The organism is Brumimicrobium oceani, from assembly GCF_003143775.1.
GTDB classification, from domain to species: Bacteria; Bacteroidota; Bacteroidia; order Flavobacteriales_D; family Crocinitomicaceae; genus Brumimicrobium; species Brumimicrobium oceani.
Window position 1 is genome coordinate 30,291 of the sequence record NZ_QFRJ01000002.1, and the last position, 19,559, is coordinate 49,849.

The following is a 19,559-nucleotide window of genomic DNA, read 5'->3' on the forward strand; positions in this document are numbered from 1 at the left end:
TAAATTTGCACTAAATTTTAGAAAACAGCAATGCAATATAAATTGAATACGATAGAAGAGGCGCTTGAAGACATAAAAGCAGGTAGAGTTGTTATTGTTATTGACGATGAAGACCGTGAAAACGAAGGTGATTTCCTTACCGCAGCTGAAAATGTAACTCCAGAGATTATAAATTTCATGGCTACACATGGTCGAGGATTAATTTGTGCACCACTTGTAGAAGACAGGTGTGATGAATTAGGTTTAGACCTTATGGTTCAATCGAATTCAGCAGCCTACGAAACTCCATTTACAGTTTCTGTAGATTTAATCGGTCATGGCTGTACGACAGGAATTTCTGCAATGGACCGCTACAAAACAGTGAAGGCATTAATAGATCCAGACATCAGACCTGAGGAATTAGGTAAGCCAGGACATATTTTCCCTTTACGAGCGAAACGTGGTGGAGTTTTAAGAAGAGCTGGACATACCGAAGCAGCAATTGATTTAGCGCGTTTGGCTGGATTTAAACCTGCTGGTGTTATTGTTGAAATCCTCAATGAAGATGGGACAATGGCGCGTTTACCAGAATTGGTGAAAATCGGAGAAAGGTTCGGAATTAAAATCATTACAATTGAAGATTTAATTAAATACCGTTTAAAGAAAGAAAGCTTAGTTGAACGTCAGGTTAAAATTCAATTACCAACAGAGTTCGGAGATTTCGAAATGATTGCCTACGAAGATAAAAACAGCGGAGAAGAACATTTGGCTTTAATAAAAGGTGAATGGGACAAAGACGAACCTGTTTTGGTGAGAGTACACAGCTCTTGCATGACGGGAGATATTTTTGGTTCTTGCAGATGCGATTGTGGACCACAACTTCACGAAGCAATGCGCATGATAGAAAAAGAAGGAAAAGGTGTGATTGTTTATATGAATCAAGAAGGTCGTGGTATCGGAATGATGAATAAATTAAAAGCATACAAACTTCAAGAAGAAGGCTATGACACTGTTCAAGCAAACGAAAAGTTGGGTTTCAAAGGCGACCAAAGAGATTACGGAATTGGAGCACAAATTATTCGTGATTTAAATGTGCGCAAAATGCGTTTAATGTCTAACAACCCAACCAAAAGAACTGGATTGATTGGTTACGGCTTGGAGGTTGTAGAAAATGTTTCTTTAGAAATCGAAAGTAATAAGCACAATAAATTCTATTTGGAAACTAAAAGAGACCGAATGGGACATACCATTGAGGTGAAGAATAATGATTAACTTTTAACTTTTAATGTTTAAGGATTAATGTTTAAGGATTAATGTTTAATTATTAACGTTGAAGAGTTGGAGTTGGAGTTTTGACTATTTAAAGCTCAATGGTTGAGTTGTTTACAGTAGCATCGTACAGTCGTGAGATGCTACTGTTTAGATTTGATGGAACGGTTTATTACTGCCGAATTTCTTTTCTTGACAATGATGTAAACTGTCAATCAAAATATCTTTGTATTCGTTTCTAGTAAATACATCCAACCATTCTACTACGGCAAAACTTACAAAATAGGCTGCTTCAGGGTTGTGAAATCTATAATTTCTACTCATTTGATTTAGATTTATTGGGTTAAAACTTAAGAAGATAGTGAAAACTATTCAGTCAAAGTGTGGAATGGTGATTTTTTTTGTTGGCTTTTTTGGAGTGAGGTTTATGTTTGGAGACCCAAGGCCACGAGAAGCTGCGCTAAATTTCGCGGCAGCTTGGGGGCTTACACTGGAACTGGTAAACCCGAACAACTTAAACATGAGCTTTCTGGTTACTGGTCAAGAAGAATTAACAAAGAACACCGTATTGTTTACGAAGTTTTTGAAGAAGAGAATAAGGTTGTTGTTCTTTCTTTAAAAGGACATTATTGGTAATTCCTCGTGGACGAGAGTCTCGCACGAGCGGTGGTACCAAATTAATCAATTAAAATTGAACTTACGTAACGAATCAGATATGATTCGATTTGCAAGGTAAACTCCTTTATTAATACAATAATAAAACCAAAAAAATGAAATCAAAAAGTATACTACAACTGTTAATAGTATTTCAACCCCATTAATTACATTAAAAGCTATCAAAGGTAGTGCTAAGGATAAAAGAATTAGAATCAATTGTTTATAGAAATTTAATTGTATAATTATTTCAATCTTTTTTTCTTTAAAATCAATTTCATATTTACCGCTATACTGAACTCTCCTAAATGCTCCTAGTTTATCAGAAACATCATTTTTACCAATTTGGTTACGTGAAAAACTCATTAAATTAGATTTTTTATTAATAATATGAAACTCTTTTTCGATTAATTCTTTTTCGATAATTTTTAATAAAAAAACCTTAGAGTCAATATCCCGATTGTGTTTATTATAATTAATAATAATCTTATTTTTTTTTATGATAAATCCACCCATTTTTATCTATAAATTAACTTAATAAACCTTATCCTTGTCAGGCATCTCTTCAAAATCACTAGGGTTTACAATTATTATTGGAAGAGCAACTTTTTGAACCCCCTCTAGTACTGCTTCTGGAATCTGTTTAATTGTTAGCTTTAATAATTTAACTAGATTGTTAAACCCTTGTTCCCCTTCCATAGCGCCGTCTCTAAGAAATGTATCATAAATGTTTTCACCAAATGATTTTTCACTTGGACTAACAGATTCTTTAGGTTGGGTCGTTGAACCACTGTTAAGATTTTCATTACCAATGTACATTTCTTCTCGTTTCCATACGCCCTCTTCTACTTCCTCAATTAAATCTAACTTAAGACCAGAATCATCTAGAAAATTATCAAAAAGCACTGGAACAGGGTCTTTATTATAATCAGTTTTTAACTCTTCTCCTCCTTTGTTTAATGAGTTTTTAGCCCAATCGACATTCTTATCTTTATCTTTCCAAGGTTTGCCAACTATTTCCTTTGCTGTAGCCATCAGATTTTCAAAATTCTTATCTTCGTTATAAAGTTTAATAGCAGCTCTCATTAAATCACTTTGTACTTTGGAATTAAAAACTAGTTTCATTTCCAAACCCTCTAACTCAATAGCATGTATTAAATTATTCTCACTAAAAGCATAAGGACTATTGTGAGGATATTCAGCTGTCAAAGGGTCAACAGCAAAGAACCTCCCGACCCTTGGGTCGTGCATACGATATTTGAAGTTTACGCTATTTCCTTCACCCTTAATCTCATCATCAACTTCCTGTCCTTGGAAGCCATAACGGTATGAACCCACACAACTAATTCCGCTGACATTCAAATTATTACACACCACTTTTAGTGGTGATAAAGTTTCGTTATATGTCAGTTTCTTGCATCCCATTGAGAACTCTAAATTAAGTGTTTTTTTCTTTCAAATGAAAATTCTAGTGAAAGAAAAAAAATCACGCCTGGGATAACAGCTCTTTGACGATGTTTAATAAACTCTTCACAGAGAAAGTTTATTAAAAAAGGAGAAGTCTGGAGCCAGGAAGATCTTAGTTAAAAAAGAAAAAATTGTTTATTCAACATTGACGAAGAGCCGCCCTCGGCAGGAGCCTGCAGAGCAACCTACCTGAGCTAAGCGAAGGGAAAAAACATCTGATAAGCGGAGTGTGTTCCGACTATGGAGTTTACGCAATAGAAGTGGCAAAACGAAGCTGCGAACGCACGCGAATGGAGTGAGGGTGGAAGTTGCAGAAGTTTTGAGGAGTTCCGACGATAAACGCAACGACCTATGTTGCGTGCAAAAAATGCACAAGTTTACGAGCATTTTTTTGTAGACAACACAAGGCTGTGGCGTGATTTTTTTGTATTCCATTGAAAGAAAAAAGACCAACTTTTAGGAACGAAGAAGTTGGGCTAAATTGACTTTACAAAAAGCATGACACAGCCGAAGCCCGAAGCGACTCAGCGGTGAGCCAAACAAGAAGTGGCGGTGGATGTAAGCTGTATTGAGGCACGAAAATACGGCTTGCAGACAAAGTAGCCATGAATGACGAGCGCACGCAACGTAATGAATAAAACAAGTGAAGTGAAGCAATGCTTGCAAAAGCTTTGTGTAACGAAACGACAAAAACAAGGGCGAAAGCGCAGCGAAGCTCTGTATTACCCTTGTTTTTGTGTTTTATGAATAAAGTGAGTACGTGAGGAATACCATATTTCCCCCGTTTTTTCTTTAGCTATTCCTTTCATTCGAAGCCTTTTTCTTAGCATCTTCTCTAAACATTTTCTGTAATCGCAAAACTTTCTCTGCCGTTTCATTTGGAATGTCAAACCAATGCTTAGAACCATCTTTTTTCAAAATATAAGCTCTTCTTGTGTTCTCTTCTGTTTTCATGTCTTTCATTTTAATGGATGATATTTTTGAACCTCCTTTTTTAACTCCTCAACGTTCGTTTGCTTATATTTCTCGGTAGCTGATGGATATTTATGGCCAGAAAAAACTTGAACAACTCTTAAATCATTTCCAGATTTTAAAAGATTGGTGATCACGCTTTGGCGGATGGTTTTTGGATTTAGATTTCTGTCTAAAAATAAGTGCTTAAACGTTCCCACTAAATAACTGATTTGTTCTCCAGTTTCAGGGTTTCCGAGTTTGTTGATGATTAAAATATTGGATTTTCTTTTTATGATTTTTGGTCTAACTTCAGTAATGTACTTATGAAAAATGAGGATCTGTTTAGATTTTAATTTCAAAGTTCTACTGTTCAATTTTGAAGAAGATTTAATGTAAATTTCAGCCTTTTCTAAATCAAGATCTTTAAGTTCTATTCTTGTTAATTCTCCAGTTGTTAAGCCTTGATAAATCAGTAAACTTAAAACAACTTGATTCTTGGTTTTTAAATTAATATACCGCTCTTTTCTGTCTAAAAGCTGTTCTAATTCATCACTTGTAAATAAATCTTGAAGTTGGATATTTCTATTTTGTTTGTCTTTTAAATTGATAAACTTGCAAGGATGATCTTGCCGAAGGTCGGCAGCCACTAGAAAACTGTAATATTTCTTTAAGCTGTATAAAATCGTTCTTACGCTCTGCGGATTTTTATACTGTTCTCTTAGCTTTCCGATATAGTCCATAATATCGCTGTAAGTTGCTGTTTTATGGTTTGGATTTGCTTTTTGGTAAATCTGTATGTCTCGTAAATATCTATCTGCTGTGCCTTTAGTGTGGCGTTTATTTAAGTAGTCTTCTAGTTTCATAGTTTATTGTTTTTCTTAAAGTTTATCCAATTGATTTTTACTCACTTTAGCATAAATCTGAGTGCTTTCTAAAAAGCTGTGTCCTAAAAAATCTCTTACGTTTTCTATGCTTAAACCATTCTCCAGTAAATGCGTAGCGATGGAATGGCGAAGACTGTGAAGGCTTATATTTCGACTTCGCTCAATATCCGCCTTCTCTAATTGTGCTTTATCTATCAACTCTTTCAGCGTTTTGACAAGCATTTTTGGATTTACTCTTCTGCCCATTTGTCCTGTTAGAAAAGCTGTTTCCCCTGGCTTTGATCTGCGTTCTTTTAAAGCATAGTTTAGAAGGTCATTCTTTACGTTTTCACTCATTGGAACAACTCTTCTTTTTGCTCCCTTTCCTTCTCTAACATACAGAAGTGAACTCCTAAAGTGAACATCCTTTATATTCAAATTAATTCCTTCAGATCTTCTAAGGCCACAGCCGTAATAAATTCCCAAAACAGCTCTTTGCCAGTGATTTTCGCAAGTCTCATAAAGCTCACCTACTTCCTTTAAACTTAAGATTTCTCTTGGCTTTGTTTTAGGCGCCTCGAACTCAAGACCGCTGATTGGATTCATTTGTATTTTTCCGTTTGCTTCCAGCCATTTAAAGAACAGTTTTAAGCCGTAAATATGATGGTTAATGTGGTTTTCGCTCAGCGTTCCGGGTTTTCTTTTATTGGGCCTGGTTTGCAAATACTCATAATGGGTTTGGATTTGCTCGGAAGTGATTGCCGGTATATTTTTGATTTGCTGAACCTTTAAAAACTCCTTTACGCAAGAGGGAAGCATTAAAACCGTGCTTTTAGAATAACCCAAACGCTCTAAATGACTTTTAAAATTTTTGACTGCCTTTTCAATTTCTTCCATACACACTTTCTTGGGTCTTGGGTCGATTTCTTCTGTAAGTACTGATTTAATTGGATTTTACACCTTTTAAATCGACCCAAAACCGAACCTAAATCGATTCATTCATAGATTATTCTCTTTATAACTGGGTTAATTGATTCTTGAGATTGTCCTTGATGCGCTGTTTTAAAGCCGTATTATCATCCCAGTAACTGATCTTATATTTTGTTGCTCCATGCATTCCTGTTCCCTTTCTTTCGATATATTCTAACTCCAAAAGGTCATTTATAAAACGCTGCATTTGGGTTTTACTAATTCTTAGATCCTGGCGGATTTCTCGCTGTGTAAATTCATATTCCTTTCCTCTGGTTTCTACATACGCTTTCAGATCCTCATAAAAAAGCCTTAGACTCCCATCCAGTTCATCCACTTTTAAGATGATGCTATCAAACATAATTTCAATTGCGATTTGAAGATCTTCTTTTGCTGTAATAAGGCGTTCTTGTTTGTCTTTCTTGCGCTGATACTGGTTGAGTAGCGTAATTTGCTTTACAAAGCTTTGAAAGTTACTGTTGAGTCTTCGGATTTTAAAAGCTTGCTCTGGTAATTTTATTTTACTGGCAAAAGGATTAATAACTTCCATTGGTTTTAATAATCGGATACAGTTCTGCAGGAGCGTTTGAATTTTATCTTTTTGATTGGTTTTTATTTCTCCTGCTGCACTTCTGTTTTGATAATCTATAATTTTGGCCGTCTGTTCCTTACTTTCATCCACCGCTATCACAAAACAACGGCTTAGATTATCCTCATAAATTGCGCCTCTTGTTGTGGCTGCCATACTGCTAATTGGACCTTTTACAACTCTAATTTGAGTTCTGTAACTTCCATATTCAGTATCTTTTGCACTCACAGAACTTCTTAACTCATCATTACTTTGAAGTTCTCTAAAAGCAAGCTCAGCTTCATCCTTTAAGCCGTCATAATCTTCAATAACCACCAGTTTATTTTGCAGATCATACTCTCCATAATTATAAAAACTGCTCTCGGTAACTCTGGTTAAACGAATCACGTTTTCGAGTGGCATAAAATCCGTAATTTGTCTTACAAGATGCGTTTTCCCACTTCCAGAACTTCCCTGAACTAAAGCATGGAGTGTGTTTTCAAATTTATGACTGACTGCAATACAAAATAAAAATACTCGGTTTCCCTGTTCTCCAATTACTCCAGACTGACCAATAAGCTGATTAATCTTTTGGATCAGATCATCGCTTTTCAAAAGCTTAAAAGCTTCCTCTTTCTCATCTTCAGGAACTACATAATGCTTTTCCTGTTCCTTTTCTTCTTTCTCTTTTATTTCTTGTTCTCTATATTCATCCAGCAGATCTGCTAAGTAATTTAAATCTTGTTCCAATAAATCTGCTCTTAATTCCAATTTTTCAGAAGCTTCTCTAGCCGTTTTTTCTACTTGTTTATCTTCGTATAAATCCAGTCTTACACGGCTCTTTTTCCTTGTTTCAAGGTGGATAATATGTAAACTGATTACAAGTCTGTCCAGCCCGTTTTTGGCTATTCCTCCCTTGATTTCATATTTAGCCGTATCGGTTTGGTATTTTAAATTGTATTTGTGATTTGTATCGAGTTTGTAAGTGTTTTGGGTAGATTCAGGTAGTTTTTTGTTTTCAACTGTTTCTTGCTCTTTTGAAAGCGTGTCTCCCGAAGTGTCGGGATCGACTGAAAAGAAAAAAGATTCAGCTTTATTGATTAAATCAGAGAAAATTCCCTTATCATGACTTCCAGAAAGTTCATTTATATCTGTTCCTTCAGGAGTTTGAACGATTCTAATTGTGGTTTCTGAAAACAAGCTTTTTAAATACTTCGCATGCTTTAAATTGGCTTCTTTTCCTGACGGATCGCCATCAAAGAACAAAATAAGTTCCTCTAAACTTTCGATTTGTTGGATGGCGTGAATATGTTCAGCTGTAAGGCCGTTTGTGCCGTAAAGCGATAGTAAAGCAAAGCTTTCTGTAATCTCCTTATTATTTAAAAGTGAAGCCGTATCAATTACACTTTCGGTTAAAATCAGTTTTTTTGTTCCTCTATTTGGATAGCCTGGATAAAGTCCAATTCTGTTTTTACTATAAAAATGATTTCCTCCAGTTGTTCTTACTGATCTGCCATACAAAGAGACAATGTCTCCCTTTTCATTTTTCAAAGGAAAAGTAATGCAACCACGTAAATAATTAAACCTTGAACTTTTAAAAGCATTGTAACCGACTTCAAGACTCTTCCAATCAAGATTTCGGCTTTCTGCATATTTTCTTGCTGTGCTACTGGCTAGAAAACTGCTTTGCATTTGTTGGAAGTCGCTTTGGTAGTTTGGTTTTGTTGCGGTTTGGGATTGGGTTAAATTTTCTTGATTTACTTCTCCAGTTCTCTCTTGTAACCAATCCAAAGCTTTAGGAAGTTCTAAAGATTTGTATTTCTTCACCAGTTCCACTACATCCATTGTTCCTGCCGAACAATTCCCACTAAAACACGTAACAATTTGCTTTTCTTTAGAAAACTGAAAGCTTGGTGTTTTATCATTGTGAAAAGGACAATGCGCTTTTCCATGCTTATCGATTTTTATTCCAAGCTCTTCTCCGATCTGTAGAATGTCGAGTTTGCTTTTGAGGGATGGGATGTTCATTTGAAAAATATTTTAATTTATTTTTTATGTAACTATTAGACGCAAAAATAGATTATATTTCCAAAACAACAAGTAATTATCTTATTTTTTATCGTCTAATAATGCCGTATATTTGTAAGGAATTAAGATTAATAGACGCAAAACAGGCTTATTATGGATAAAATAGCGATAGTAATGACCAATCTTAGAAAGGAAAAAGGATGGTCGCAAACAGATTTAGCTAATCAAAGCACAGTATCTCGTGAAATGATTAGTAAATACGAAAGAGGGATTGCCATTCCTTCAGTAGATGCTGCAAAAAAGATTGCTGATGCTTTTGATGTTTCACTAGATTATTTAGTTGGAGAAGGCATCAATGCATCTTTTGACAAAAGCACATTAAAACGATTACAGGAAATTCAAAATATGAAACCCGACTTTAGAACACATCTCTTTTCTGTGATTGATTCAGTGATTAGAGATTATAAAACTCGTCAAAACTACGCATCATGAAACAAATCACTTTAAATATCGATGAAACCAAGTTTAAAGCCTTTTTAAGCTTTATCAAGACCCTTGACTATGTTTCGGTATCGGATGAAATAGATATTCCTATAGAACAGCAACAAGAAGCTGAGAGGCGATTAAAACTTGTAGAGGAAGGCAAAATGAAAACAAGAAGCTGGAGTGAAGCCAAACAAGATATTTTTAAACGATAATGGAGTATTCTTTATCTATTTCAGAAGCTGCCGAGCTCGATATCAGAGATGCTTTTCTTTGGTATGAAGATCAAAAAGACAACCTAGGTCTCACCTTTGAAAAACACATCTCTAAAACCATCCAAAATATTCAGAAAAATCCTTTGAAGATTCAAATTCGGTACAATCAAACCAGAGTCGCTTTTTTAAAGAAATTTCCCTACGGTGTGCATTTTAATATCATTGAGAATGAAATCATTATTGTTGCTATTTTTCATACTTCTAGAAGTCCACAGAAGTGGAGTAAAAGGTAAGCCCAAGGCCACGAGAAGCTGCGCTAATTCTCGCGGCAGCTTGGGGGCTTTGTAATTTGATGCAAACTAATTATCACCCGTTATACTCTTCAGTAGCGAATTTTTGTTATCATGAACATGTAATAAATGTTTGAACATTAATCTACTTTTATTTCCCTTAATATTTAATAAGTAATAACCTTCAAGCTTATCGATACCTGTTGCGGTAGGAACATAATTGTAAGTCCAAAATAAAGTACTGTCGACCTTAATATTAATACCACCCTCTATATTAACAGATAACGAAAGGTTGTCAACATCCTGTATTCCAAGAGTACCATAAATCTTTACTGTGTCTCCCAAAATATAATCTATACTTCGAGATAAGGTTATGGGCACTAAATTCCCTTCAGAGTTAAATTTGTCCGTAATCCATACATTATTATCAATAATATGATTCAAGCTGTCATTCTTCGATTTGAGTAAAGTAATTTGTTTCTGTAAGGCTTTGTTTTTTTCTAAAGACCCTGAACAACTTATTACTGAAAATCCTAAAATCACCAGTAAGCTGAATGAAATATTTCTCATATGTTTTTTTTATTTTACTCTATTGGAAACCTTATGTTCCTCACCTTTTTTAACTTTTGTTGAATCAATTTTCGAATCTCGACCAGCCGGAGTAATCCACGTATGCTTTTGTTTTACCCAAATACTATCATTATTAACTCCATTGCTTGGGCTCTCACCACTAGAACTTGAAGAAGCAGAACCACTTCCCGTGCCTCCACCTCCATCAAGCGGAACAAGTTCATTCAAATCTTGAACCATATCTACGATATCCTTTATTTTATCCGCATCATCACTCCCTAAACTTCCGTTCTTTAATGCACCTAATGCATCAAGTAAATCTCCTATGTCTCGACTCTCAACATCATTTTCTGATATCGTTTTTGTGGGGGAAGCTCCGCCATCATCTGAGGTCAACCTAAATCCACCAGGTTGTGTTTCTGGAGATAAACCAACTCCCCACGTCCAACCATCAGCTTCATCCTTTATATATCCATTTGGTTTTACATTTGAAGATCCATAAGAAAGATCAAAATCTTTTATTCCATCCTCATATAGAATTTCATAATTGGTCGTAATAGAAGTCGTTCCATCCTGATGCTGTGTGATTGTTTTAACAGTTCTGAAATCATAATAATTATTGGAATGAACATCTTTAGAACTACCGAATGCTATTATCTTAGTCGAGTGAGCTGTAAGAACATCCAAACGAGTTGTTTTACCTGTCTTTTCGTTAGTAATTATATAAGATAAATATTCATCATTACCATCTGGATCAGTATACATTAAAGGATTGTTTTTAAAAGCTTGATAAGGTGATAAAAATGGTTTTTTACCTTCTAACGCATCTCTACTTAACCATCTCCCCACTCTTGGGTCATAAATCCTGGCCCCAAAATCATAGCTATTTCCTTCACCTTTAATGTTATCATCTTTCTCCATCCCATTGAAGCCATAACGGTATGAACCCACACAACTAATTCCGCTGACATTCAAATTATTACACACCACTTTTAGTGGTGATAAAGTTTCGTTATATGTCAGTTTCTTGCATCCCATTGAGAACTCTAAATTAAGTGTTTTTTTCTTTCAAATGAAAATTCTAGTGAAAGAAAAAAAATCACGCCTGGGATAACAGCTCTTTGACGATGTTTAATAAACTCTTCACAGAGAAAGTTTATTAAAAAAGGAGAAGTCTGGAGCCAGGAAGATCTTAGTTAAAAAAGAAAAAATTGTTTATTCAACATTGACGAAGAGCCGCCCTCGGCAGGAGCCTGCAGAGCAACCTACCTGAGCTAAGCGAAGGGAAAAAACATCTGATAAGCGGAGTGTGTTCCGACTATGGAGTTTACGCAATAGAAGTGGCAAAACGAAGCTGCGAACGCACGCGAATGGAGTGAGGGTGGAAGTTGCAGAAGTTTTGAGGAGTTCCGACGATAAACGCAACGACCTATGTTGCGTGCAAAAAATGCACAAGTTTACGAGCATTTTTTTGTAGACAACACAAGGCTGTGGCGTGATTTTTTTGTATTCCATTGAAAGAAAAAAGACCAACTTTTAGGAACGAAGAAGTTGGGCTAAATTGACTTTACAAAAAGCATGACACAGCCGAAGCCCGAAGCGACTCAGCGGTGAGCCAAACAAGAAGTGGCGGTGGATGTAAGCTGTATTGAGGCACGAAAATACGGCTTGCAGACAAAGTAGCCATGAATGACGAGCGCACGCAACGTAATGAATAAAACAAGTGAAGTGAAGCAATGCTTGCAAAAGCTTTGTGTAACGAAACGACAAAAACAAGGGCGAAAGCGCAGCGAAGCTCTGTATTACCCTTGTTTTTGTGTTTTATGAATAAAGTGAGTACGTGAGGAATACCATATTTCCCCCGTTTTTTCTTTAGCTATTCCTTTCATTCGAAGCCTTTTTCTTAGCATCTTCTCTAAACATTTTCTGTAATCGCAAAACTTTCTCTGCCGTTTCATTTGGAATGTCAAACCAATGCTTAGAACCATCTTTTTTCAAAATATAAGCTCTTCTTGTGTTCTCTTCTGTTTTCATGTCTTTCATTTTAATGGATGATATTTTTGAACCTCCTTTTTTAACTCCTCAACGTTCGTTTGCTTATATTTCTCGGTAGCTGATGGATATTTATGGCCAGAAAAAACTTGAACAACTCTTAAATCATTTCCAGATTTTAAAAGATTGGTGATCACGCTTTGGCGGATGGTTTTTGGATTTAGATTTCTGTCTAAAAATAAGTGCTTAAACGTTCCCACTAAATAACTGATTTGTTCTCCAGTTTCAGGGTTTCCGAGTTTGTTGATGATTAAAATATTGGATTTTCTTTTTATGATTTTTGGTCTAACTTCAGTAATGTACTTATGAAAAATGAGGATCTGTTTAGATTTTAATTTCAAAGTTCTACTGTTCAATTTTGAAGAAGATTTAATGTAAATTTCAGCCTTTTCTAAATCAAGATCTTTAAGTTCTATTCTTGTTAATTCTCCAGTTGTTAAGCCTTGATAAATCAGTAAACTTAAAACAACTTGATTCTTGGTTTTTAAATTAATATACCGCTCTTTTCTGTCTAAAAGCTGTTCTAATTCATCACTTGTAAATAAATCTTGAAGTTGGATATTTCTATTTTGTTTGTCTTTTAAATTGATAAACTTGCAAGGATGATCTTGCCGAAGGTCGGCAGCCACTAGAAAACTGTAATATTTCTTTAAGCTGTATAAAATCGTTCTTACGCTCTGCGGATTTTTATACTGTTCTCTTAGCTTTCCGATATAGTCCATAATATCGCTGTAAGTTGCTGTTTTATGGTTTGGATTTGCTTTTTGGTAAATCTGTATGTCTCGTAAATATCTATCTGCTGTGCCTTTAGTGTGGCGTTTATTTAAGTAGTCTTCTAGTTTCATAGTTTATTGTTTTTCTTAAAGTTTATCCAATTGATTTTTACTCACTTTAGCATAAATCTGAGTGCTTTCTAAAAAGCTGTGTCCTAAAAAATCTCTTACGTTTTCTATGCTTAAACCATTCTCCAGTAAATGCGTAGCGATGGAATGGCGAAGACTGTGAAGGCTTATATTTCGACTTCGCTCAATATCCGCCTTCTCTAATTGTGCTTTATCTATCAACTCTTTCAGCGTTTTGACAAGCATTTTTGGATTTACTCTTCTGCCCATTTGTCCTGTTAGAAAAGCTGTTTCCCCTGGCTTTGATCTGCGTTCTTTTAAAGCATAGTTTAGAAGGTCATTCTTTACGTTTTCACTCATTGGAACAACTCTTCTTTTTGCTCCCTTTCCTTCTCTAACATACAGAAGTGAACTCCTAAAGTGAACATCCTTTATATTCAAATTAATTCCTTCAGATCTTCTAAGGCCACAGCCGTAATAAATTCCCAAAACAGCTCTTTGCCAGTGATTTTCGCAAGTCTCATAAAGCTCACCTACTTCCTTTAAACTTAAGATTTCTCTTGGCTTTGTTTTAGGCGCCTCGAACTCAAGACCGCTGATTGGATTCATTTGTATTTTTCCGTTTGCTTCCAGCCATTTAAAGAACAGTTTTAAGCCGTAAATATGATGGTTAATGTGGTTTTCGCTCAGCGTTCCGGGTTTTCTTTTATTGGGCCTGGTTTGCAAATACTCATAATGGGTTTGGATTTGCTCGGAAGTGATTGCCGGTATATTTTTGATTTGCTGAACCTTTAAAAACTCCTTTACGCAAGAGGGAAGCATTAAAACCGTGCTTTTAGAATAACCCAAACGCTCTAAATGACTTTTAAAATTTTTGACTGCCTTTTCAATTTCTTCCATACACACTTTCTTGGGTCTTGGGTCGATTTCTTCTGTAAGTACTGATTTAATTGGATTTTACACCTTTTAAATCGACCCAAAACCGAACCTAAATCGATTCATTCATAGATTATTCTCTTTATAACTGGGTTAATTGATTCTTGAGATTGTCCTTGATGCGCTGTTTTAAAGCCGTATTATCATCCCAGTAACTGATCTTATATTTTGTTGCTCCATGCATTCCTGTTCCCTTTCTTTCGATATATTCTAACTCCAAAAGGTCATTTATAAAACGCTGCATTTGGGTTTTACTAATTCTTAGATCCTGGCGGATTTCTCGCTGTGTAAATTCATATTCCTTTCCTCTGGTTTCTACATACGCTTTCAGATCCTCATAAAAAAGCCTTAGACTCCCATCCAGTTCATCCACTTTTAAGATGATGCTATCAAACATAATTTCAATTGCGATTTGAAGATCTTCTTTTGCTGTAATAAGGCGTTCTTGTTTGTCTTTCTTGCGCTGATACTGGTTGAGTAGCGTAATTTGCTTTACAAAGCTTTGAAAGTTACTGTTGAGTCTTCGGATTTTAAAAGCTTGCTCTGGTAATTTTATTTTACTGGCAAAAGGATTAATAACTTCCATTGGTTTTAATAATCGGATACAGTTCTGCAGGAGCGTTTGAATTTTATCTTTTTGATTGGTTTTTATTTCTCCTGCTGCACTTCTGTTTTGATAATCTATAATTTTGGCCGTCTGTTCCTTACTTTCATCCACCGCTATCACAAAACAACGGCTTAGATTATCCTCATAAATTGCGCCTCTTGTTGTGGCTGCCATACTGCTAATTGGACCTTTTACAACTCTAATTTGAGTTCTGTAACTTCCATATTCAGTATCTTTTGCACTCACAGAACTTCTTAACTCATCATTACTTTGAAGTTCTCTAAAAGCAAGCTCAGCTTCATCCTTTAAGCCGTCATAATCTTCAATAACCACCAGTTTATTTTGCAGATCATACTCTCCATAATTATAAAAACTGCTCTCGGTAACTCTGGTTAAACGAATCACGTTTTCGAGTGGCATAAAATCCGTAATTTGTCTTACAAGATGCGTTTTCCCACTTCCAGAACTTCCCTGAACTAAAGCATGGAGTGTGTTTTCAAATTTATGACTGACTGCAATACAAAATAAAAATACTCGGTTTCCCTGTTCTCCAATTACTCCAGACTGACCAATAAGCTGATTAATCTTTTGGATCAGATCATCGCTTTTCAAAAGCTTAAAAGCTTCCTCTTTCTCATCTTCAGGAACTACATAATGCTTTTCCTGTTCCTTTTCTTCTTTCTCTTTTATTTCTTGTTCTCTATATTCATCCAGCAGATCTGCTAAGTAATTTAAATCTTGTTCCAATAAATCTGCTCTTAATTCCAATTTTTCAGAAGCTTCTCTAGCCGTTTTTTCTACTTGTTTATCTTCGTATAAATCCAGTCTTACACGGCTCTTTTTCCTTGTTTCAAGGTGGATAATATGTAAACTGATTACAAGTCTGTCCAGCCCGTTTTTGGCTATTCCTCCCTTGATTTCATATTTAGCCGTATCGGTTTGGTATTTTAAATTGTATTTGTGATTTGTATCGAGTTTGTAAGTGTTTTGGGTAGATTCAGGTAGTTTTTTGTTTTCAACTGTTTCTTGCTCTTTTGAAAGCGTGTCTCCCGAAGTGTCGGGATCGACTGAAAAGAAAAAAGATTCAGCTTTATTGATTAAATCAGAGAAAATTCCCTTATCATGACTTCCAGAAAGTTCATTTATATCTGTTCCTTCAGGAGTTTGAACGATTCTAATTGTGGTTTCTGAAAACAAGCTTTTTAAATACTTCGCATGCTTTAAATTGGCTTCTTTTCCTGACGGATCGCCATCAAAGAACAAAATAAGTTCCTCTAAACTTTCGATTTGTTGGATGGCGTGAATATGTTCAGCTGTAAGGCCGTTTGTGCCGTAAAGCGATAGTAAAGCAAAGCTTTCTGTAATCTCCTTATTATTTAAAAGTGAAGCCGTATCAATTACACTTTCGGTTAAAATCAGTTTTTTTGTTCCTCTATTTGGATAGCCTGGATAAAGTCCAATTCTGTTTTTACTATAAAAATGATTTCCTCCAGTTGTTCTTACTGATCTGCCATACAAAGAGACAATGTCTCCCTTTTCATTTTTCAAAGGAAAAGTAATGCAACCACGTAAATAATTAAACCTTGAACTTTTAAAAGCATTGTAACCGACTTCAAGACTCTTCCAATCAAGATTTCGGCTTTCTGCATATTTTCTTGCTGTGCTACTGGCTAGAAAACTGCTTTGCATTTGTTGGAAGTCGCTTTGGTAGTTTGGTTTTGTTGCGGTTTGGGATTGGGTTAAATTTTCTTGATTTACTTCTCCAGTTCTCTCTTGTAACCAATCCAAAGCTTTAGGAAGTTCTAAAGATTTGTATTTCTTCACCAGTTCCACTACATCCATTGTTCCTGCCGAACAATTCCCACTAAAACACGTAACAATTTGCTTTTCTTTAGAAAACTGAAAGCTTGGTGTTTTATCATTGTGAAAAGGACAATGCGCTTTTCCATGCTTATCGATTTTTATTCCAAGCTCTTCTCCGATCTGTAGAATGTCGAGTTTGCTTTTGAGGGATGGGATGTTCATTTGAAAAATATTTTAATTTATTTTTTATGTAACTATTAGACGCAAAAATAGATTATATTTCCAAAACAACAAGTAATTATCTTATTTTTTATCGTCTAATAATGCCGTATATTTGTAAGGAATTAAGATTAATAGACGCAAAACAGGCTTATTATGGATAAAATAGCGATAGTAATGACCAATCTTAGAAAGGAAAAAGGATGGTCGCAAACAGATTTAGCTAATCAAAGCACAGTATCTCGTGAAATGATTAGTAAATACGAAAGAGGGATTGCCATTCCTTCAGTAGATGCTGCAAAAAAGATTGCTGATGCTTTTGATGTTTCACTAGATTATTTAGTTGGAGAAGGCATCAATGCATCTTTTGACAAAAGCACATTAAAACGATTACAGGAAATTCAAAATATGAAACCCGACTTTAGAACACATCTCTTTTCTGTGATTGATTCAGTGATTAGAGATTATAAAACTCGTCAAAACTACGCATCATGAAACAAATCACTTTAAATATCGATGAAACCAAGTTTAAAGCCTTTTTAAGCTTTATCAAGACCCTTGACTATGTTTCGGTATCGGATGAAATAGATATTCCTATAGAACAGCAACAAGAAGCTGAGAGGCGATTAAAACTTGTAGAGGAAGGCAAAATGAAAACAAGAAGCTGGAGTGAAGCCAAACAAGATATTTTTAAACGATAATGGAGTATTCTTTATCTATTTCAGAAGCTGCCGAGCTCGATATCAGAGATGCTTTTCTTTGGTATGAAGATCAAAAAGACAACCTAGGTCTCACCTTTGAAAAACACATCTCTAAAACCATCCAAAATATTCAGAAAAATCCTTTGAAGATTCAAATTCGGTACAATCAAACCAGAGTCGCTTTTTTAAAGAAATTTCCCTACGGTGTGCATTTTAATATCATTGAGAATGAAATCATTATTGTTGCTATTTTTCATACTTCTAGAAGTCCACAGAAGTGGAGTAAAAGGTAAGCCCAAGGCCACGAGAAGCTGCGCTAATTCTCGCGGCAGCTTGGGGGCTTTGTAATTTGATGCAAACTAATTATCACCCGTTATACTCTTCAGTAGCGAATTTTTGTTATCATGAACATGTAATAAATGTTTGAACATTAATCTACTTTTATTTCCCTTAATATTTAATAAGTAATAACCTTCAAGCTTATCGATACCTGTTGCGGTAGGAACATAATTGTAAGTCCAAAATAAAGTACTGTCGACCTTAATATTAATACCACCCTCTATATTAACAGATAACGAAAGGTTGTCAACATCCTGTATTCCAAGAGTACCATAAATCTTTACTGTGTCTCCCAAAATATAATCTATACTTCGAGATAAGGTTATGGGCACTAAATTCCCTTCAGAGTTAAATTTGTCCGTAATCCATACATTATTATCAATAATATGATTCAAGCTGTCATTCTTCGATTTGAGTAAAGTAATTTGTTTCTGTAAGGCTTTGTTTTTTTCTAAAGACCCTGAACAACTTATTACTGAAAATCCTAAAATCACCAGTAAGCTGAATGAAATATTTCTCATATGTTTTTTTTATTTTACTCTATTGGAAACCTTATGTTCCTCACCTTTTTTAACTTTTGTTGAATCAATTTTCGAATCTCGACCAGCCGGAGTAATCCACGTATGCTTTTGTTTTACCCAAATACTATCATTATTAACTCCATTGCTTGGGCTCTCACCACTAGAACTTGAAGAAGCAGAACCACTTCCCGTGCCTCCACCTCCATCAAGCGGAACAAGTTCATTCAAATCTTGAACCATATCTACGATATCCTTTATTTTATCCGCATCATCACTCCCTAAACTTCCGTTCTTTAATGCACCTAATGCATCAAGTAAATCTCCTATGTCTCGACTCTCAACATCATTTTCTGATATCGTTTTTGTGGGGGAAGCTCCGCCATCATCTGAGGTCAACCTAAATCCACCAGGTTGTGTTTCTGGAGATAAACCAACTCCCCACGTCCAACCATCAGCTTCATCCTTTATATATCCATTTGGTTTTACATTTGAAGATCCATAAGAAAGATCAAAATCTTTTATTCCATCCTCATATAGAATTTCATAATTGGTCGTAATAGAAGTCGTTCCATCCTGATGCTGTGTGATTGTTTTAACAGTTCTGAAATCATAATAATTATTGGAATGAACATCTTTAGAACTACCGAATGCTATTATCTTAGTCGAGTGAGCTGTAAGAACATCCAAACGAGTTGTTTTACCTGTCTTTTCGTTAGTAATTATATAAGATAAATATTCATCATTACCATCTGGATCAGTATACATTAAAGGATTGTTTTTAAAAGCTTGATAAGGTGATAAAAATGGTTTTTTACCTTCTAACGCATCTCTACTTAACCATCTCCCCACTCTTGGGTCATAAATCCTGGCCCCAAAATCATAGCTATTTCCTTCACCTTTAATGTTATCATCTTTCTCCATCCCATTGAAGCCATAACGGTAAGAACCCAAAACCAATCCTCTATTACTTCTCCTCATCCTCACTAATTACCTCATCACGCCTCTTATGAATACGTTTCGACCAAGTTCTGGCTATTATCAGTGCTAAAATCAACACTCCACCGATGATCATTGCGGTGTCTGATTCCCAGAAATTGACTTGTTCACTATCGGTTTGAGTTACGTGTTGTGGGGTTTGAGCAAAAGTTGCTAAAGTCATCCAAATTGTGGCGAGTAATAAATATATTTTTGTCATCATGTTGTGAGTATAATCATTTAAAATTAAATTGG

24 protein-coding genes are annotated in these 19,559 nt (G+C 35.3%); 8 read left to right on the forward strand and 16 right to left on the reverse strand.

Going from position 1 to position 19,559, the window contains the following annotated elements:
• Positions 1-30 precede the first annotated feature (30 nt).
• The gene (locus DIT68_RS03045; protein WP_109358351.1) at positions 31-1,251 is read left to right on the forward strand and encodes a bifunctional 3,4-dihydroxy-2-butanone-4-phosphate synthase/GTP cyclohydrolase II; all 1,221 of its coding nucleotides are present in this window, start codon (positions 31-33) and stop codon (positions 1,249-1,251) included.
• A 147-nt stretch (positions 1,252-1,398) separates the two neighbouring features.
• On the opposite strand, the gene DIT68_RS03050 is transcribed toward DIT68_RS03045, so the two are convergent.
• Entirely contained in the window at positions 1,399-1,572 is a 174-nt protein-coding gene (locus tag DIT68_RS03050) for a hypothetical protein (RefSeq protein WP_233244143.1), read from the reverse strand.
• Positions 1,573-1,725: 153 nt separating this feature from the next.
• On the opposite strand from DIT68_RS03050, the gene DIT68_RS16475 reads away from it, so the two are divergent.
• Positions 1,726-1,884: a Txe/YoeB family addiction module toxin gene (locus tag DIT68_RS16475; RefSeq protein ID WP_233244144.1), complete on the forward strand. Its 159-nt coding sequence runs from the start codon at positions 1,726-1,728 to the stop codon at positions 1,882-1,884.
• Positions 1,885-1,929: 45 nt separating this feature from the next.
• Here the strand turns inward: DIT68_RS16475 and DIT68_RS03060 are convergent, their stop codons facing one another.
• From DIT68_RS03060 to DIT68_RS03080, 6 genes are all read right to left on the reverse strand, one after another.
• Positions 1,930-2,418, reverse strand: coding sequence for a hypothetical protein (locus tag DIT68_RS03060; RefSeq protein WP_109358353.1), 489 nt, complete (start codon positions 2,416-2,418; stop codon positions 1,930-1,932).
• An 18-nt stretch (positions 2,419-2,436) separates the two neighbouring features.
• Positions 2,437-3,327: an RHS repeat-associated core domain-containing protein gene (locus DIT68_RS03065; protein WP_109358354.1), complete on the reverse strand. Its 891-nt coding sequence runs from the start codon at positions 3,325-3,327 to the stop codon at positions 2,437-2,439.
• Positions 3,328-4,161: 834 nt separating this feature from the next.
• Complete coding sequence (locus DIT68_RS16260; protein WP_158276096.1) at positions 4,162-4,323, reverse strand: hypothetical protein; 162 nt, start codon at positions 4,321-4,323, stop codon at positions 4,162-4,164.
• Positions 4,324-4,328: 5 nt separating this feature from the next.
• Complete coding sequence (locus tag DIT68_RS03070; RefSeq protein ID WP_199223371.1) at positions 4,329-5,186, reverse strand: tyrosine-type recombinase/integrase; 858 nt, start codon at positions 5,184-5,186, stop codon at positions 4,329-4,331.
• A gap of 15 nt (positions 5,187-5,201) precedes the next feature.
• Positions 5,202-6,083 carry a tyrosine-type recombinase/integrase gene (locus DIT68_RS03075; protein WP_109358355.1) on the reverse strand — a complete coding sequence of 294 codons (882 nt, stop codon included), beginning with the start codon at positions 6,081-6,083 and terminating at the stop codon, positions 5,202-5,204.
• A 118-nt stretch (positions 6,084-6,201) separates the two neighbouring features.
• Positions 6,202-8,751, reverse strand: coding sequence for a CHC2 zinc finger domain-containing protein (locus tag DIT68_RS03080; protein ID WP_109358356.1), 2,550 nt, complete (start codon positions 8,749-8,751; stop codon positions 6,202-6,204).
• A 153-nt stretch (positions 8,752-8,904) separates the two neighbouring features.
• On the opposite strand from DIT68_RS03080, the gene DIT68_RS03085 reads away from it, so the two are divergent.
• From DIT68_RS03085 to DIT68_RS03095, 3 genes are read left to right on the forward strand one after another with little or no spacing between them, the layout of a single operon-like run.
• Positions 8,905-9,243, forward strand: a complete 339-nt coding sequence (locus DIT68_RS03085; protein WP_109358357.1) for a helix-turn-helix domain-containing protein — start codon at positions 8,905-8,907, stop codon at positions 9,241-9,243.
• Positions 9,240-9,449 (forward strand): addiction module protein, encoded by a 210-nt coding sequence (locus tag DIT68_RS03090; protein ID WP_109358358.1) that lies wholly within the window; start codon positions 9,240-9,242, stop codon positions 9,447-9,449. Before DIT68_RS03085 ends, DIT68_RS03090 begins: the two co-directional genes overlap by 4 nt.
• Positions 9,449-9,742 (forward strand): type II toxin-antitoxin system RelE/ParE family toxin, encoded by a 294-nt coding sequence (locus DIT68_RS03095; RefSeq protein ID WP_109358359.1) that lies wholly within the window; start codon positions 9,449-9,451, stop codon positions 9,740-9,742. The genes DIT68_RS03090 and DIT68_RS03095 overlap by 1 nt, the downstream gene beginning before the upstream one ends.
• Before the next feature lie 66 nt (positions 9,743-9,808).
• On the opposite strand, the gene DIT68_RS03100 is transcribed toward DIT68_RS03095, so the two are convergent.
• From DIT68_RS03100 to DIT68_RS03120, 6 genes are all read right to left on the reverse strand, one after another.
• Positions 9,809-10,309, reverse strand: coding sequence for a hypothetical protein (locus tag DIT68_RS03100; RefSeq protein ID WP_109358360.1), 501 nt, complete (start codon positions 10,307-10,309; stop codon positions 9,809-9,811).
• A gap of 9 nt (positions 10,310-10,318) precedes the next feature.
• Positions 10,319-11,347: an RHS repeat-associated core domain-containing protein gene (locus DIT68_RS03105; RefSeq protein ID WP_109358361.1), complete on the reverse strand. Its 1,029-nt coding sequence runs from the start codon at positions 11,345-11,347 to the stop codon at positions 10,319-10,321.
• An 834-nt stretch (positions 11,348-12,181) separates the two neighbouring features.
• Complete coding sequence (locus tag DIT68_RS16265) at positions 12,182-12,343, reverse strand: hypothetical protein (protein WP_158276096.1); 162 nt, start codon at positions 12,341-12,343, stop codon at positions 12,182-12,184.
• 5 nt (positions 12,344-12,348) lie between these two features.
• Positions 12,349-13,206: a tyrosine-type recombinase/integrase gene (locus tag DIT68_RS03110; RefSeq protein ID WP_199223371.1), complete on the reverse strand. Its 858-nt coding sequence runs from the start codon at positions 13,204-13,206 to the stop codon at positions 12,349-12,351.
• A gap of 15 nt (positions 13,207-13,221) precedes the next feature.
• Positions 13,222-14,103 carry a tyrosine-type recombinase/integrase gene (locus DIT68_RS03115; RefSeq protein WP_109358355.1) on the reverse strand — a complete coding sequence of 294 codons (882 nt, stop codon included), beginning with the start codon at positions 14,101-14,103 and terminating at the stop codon, positions 13,222-13,224.
• Between the two features lie 118 nt (positions 14,104-14,221).
• Positions 14,222-16,771 carry a CHC2 zinc finger domain-containing protein gene (locus tag DIT68_RS03120; RefSeq protein WP_109358356.1) on the reverse strand — a complete coding sequence of 850 codons (2,550 nt, stop codon included), beginning with the start codon at positions 16,769-16,771 and terminating at the stop codon, positions 14,222-14,224.
• A gap of 153 nt (positions 16,772-16,924) precedes the next feature.
• Between DIT68_RS03120 and DIT68_RS03125 the strand changes: the two genes are divergently transcribed.
• Genes DIT68_RS03125 through DIT68_RS03135 form a run of 3 tightly spaced genes read left to right on the forward strand, consistent with a single transcriptional unit; the run spans position 16,925 to position 17,762 of the window.
• Positions 16,925-17,263, forward strand: coding sequence for a helix-turn-helix domain-containing protein (locus DIT68_RS03125; protein WP_109358357.1), 339 nt, complete (start codon positions 16,925-16,927; stop codon positions 17,261-17,263).
• A complete protein-coding gene (locus DIT68_RS03130) occupies positions 17,260-17,469 on the forward strand; it encodes an addiction module protein (protein WP_109358358.1) in 210 nt (69 codons plus the stop codon). Before DIT68_RS03125 ends, DIT68_RS03130 begins: the two co-directional genes overlap by 4 nt.
• A complete protein-coding gene (locus tag DIT68_RS03135; protein WP_109358359.1) occupies positions 17,469-17,762 on the forward strand; it encodes a type II toxin-antitoxin system RelE/ParE family toxin in 294 nt (97 codons plus the stop codon). Before DIT68_RS03130 ends, DIT68_RS03135 begins: the two co-directional genes overlap by 1 nt.
• Positions 17,763-17,828: 66 nt before the next feature.
• Here the strand turns inward: DIT68_RS03135 and DIT68_RS03140 are convergent, their stop codons facing one another.
• The 3 genes from DIT68_RS03140 to DIT68_RS03150 are packed head-to-tail and all read right to left on the reverse strand — an operon-like array spanning position 17,829 to position 19,527.
• Positions 17,829-18,329 (reverse strand): hypothetical protein, encoded by a 501-nt coding sequence (locus DIT68_RS03140; RefSeq protein ID WP_109358360.1) that lies wholly within the window; start codon positions 18,327-18,329, stop codon positions 17,829-17,831.
• 9 nt (positions 18,330-18,338) lie between these two features.
• Entirely contained in the window at positions 18,339-19,307 is a 969-nt protein-coding gene (locus tag DIT68_RS03145) for an RHS repeat-associated core domain-containing protein (protein ID WP_109358362.1), read from the reverse strand.
• Positions 19,294-19,527, reverse strand: coding sequence for a hypothetical protein (locus DIT68_RS03150; RefSeq protein ID WP_109358363.1), 234 nt, complete (start codon positions 19,525-19,527; stop codon positions 19,294-19,296). The genes DIT68_RS03145 and DIT68_RS03150 overlap by 14 nt, the downstream gene beginning before the upstream one ends.
• Positions 19,528-19,559 lie beyond the last annotated feature (32 nt).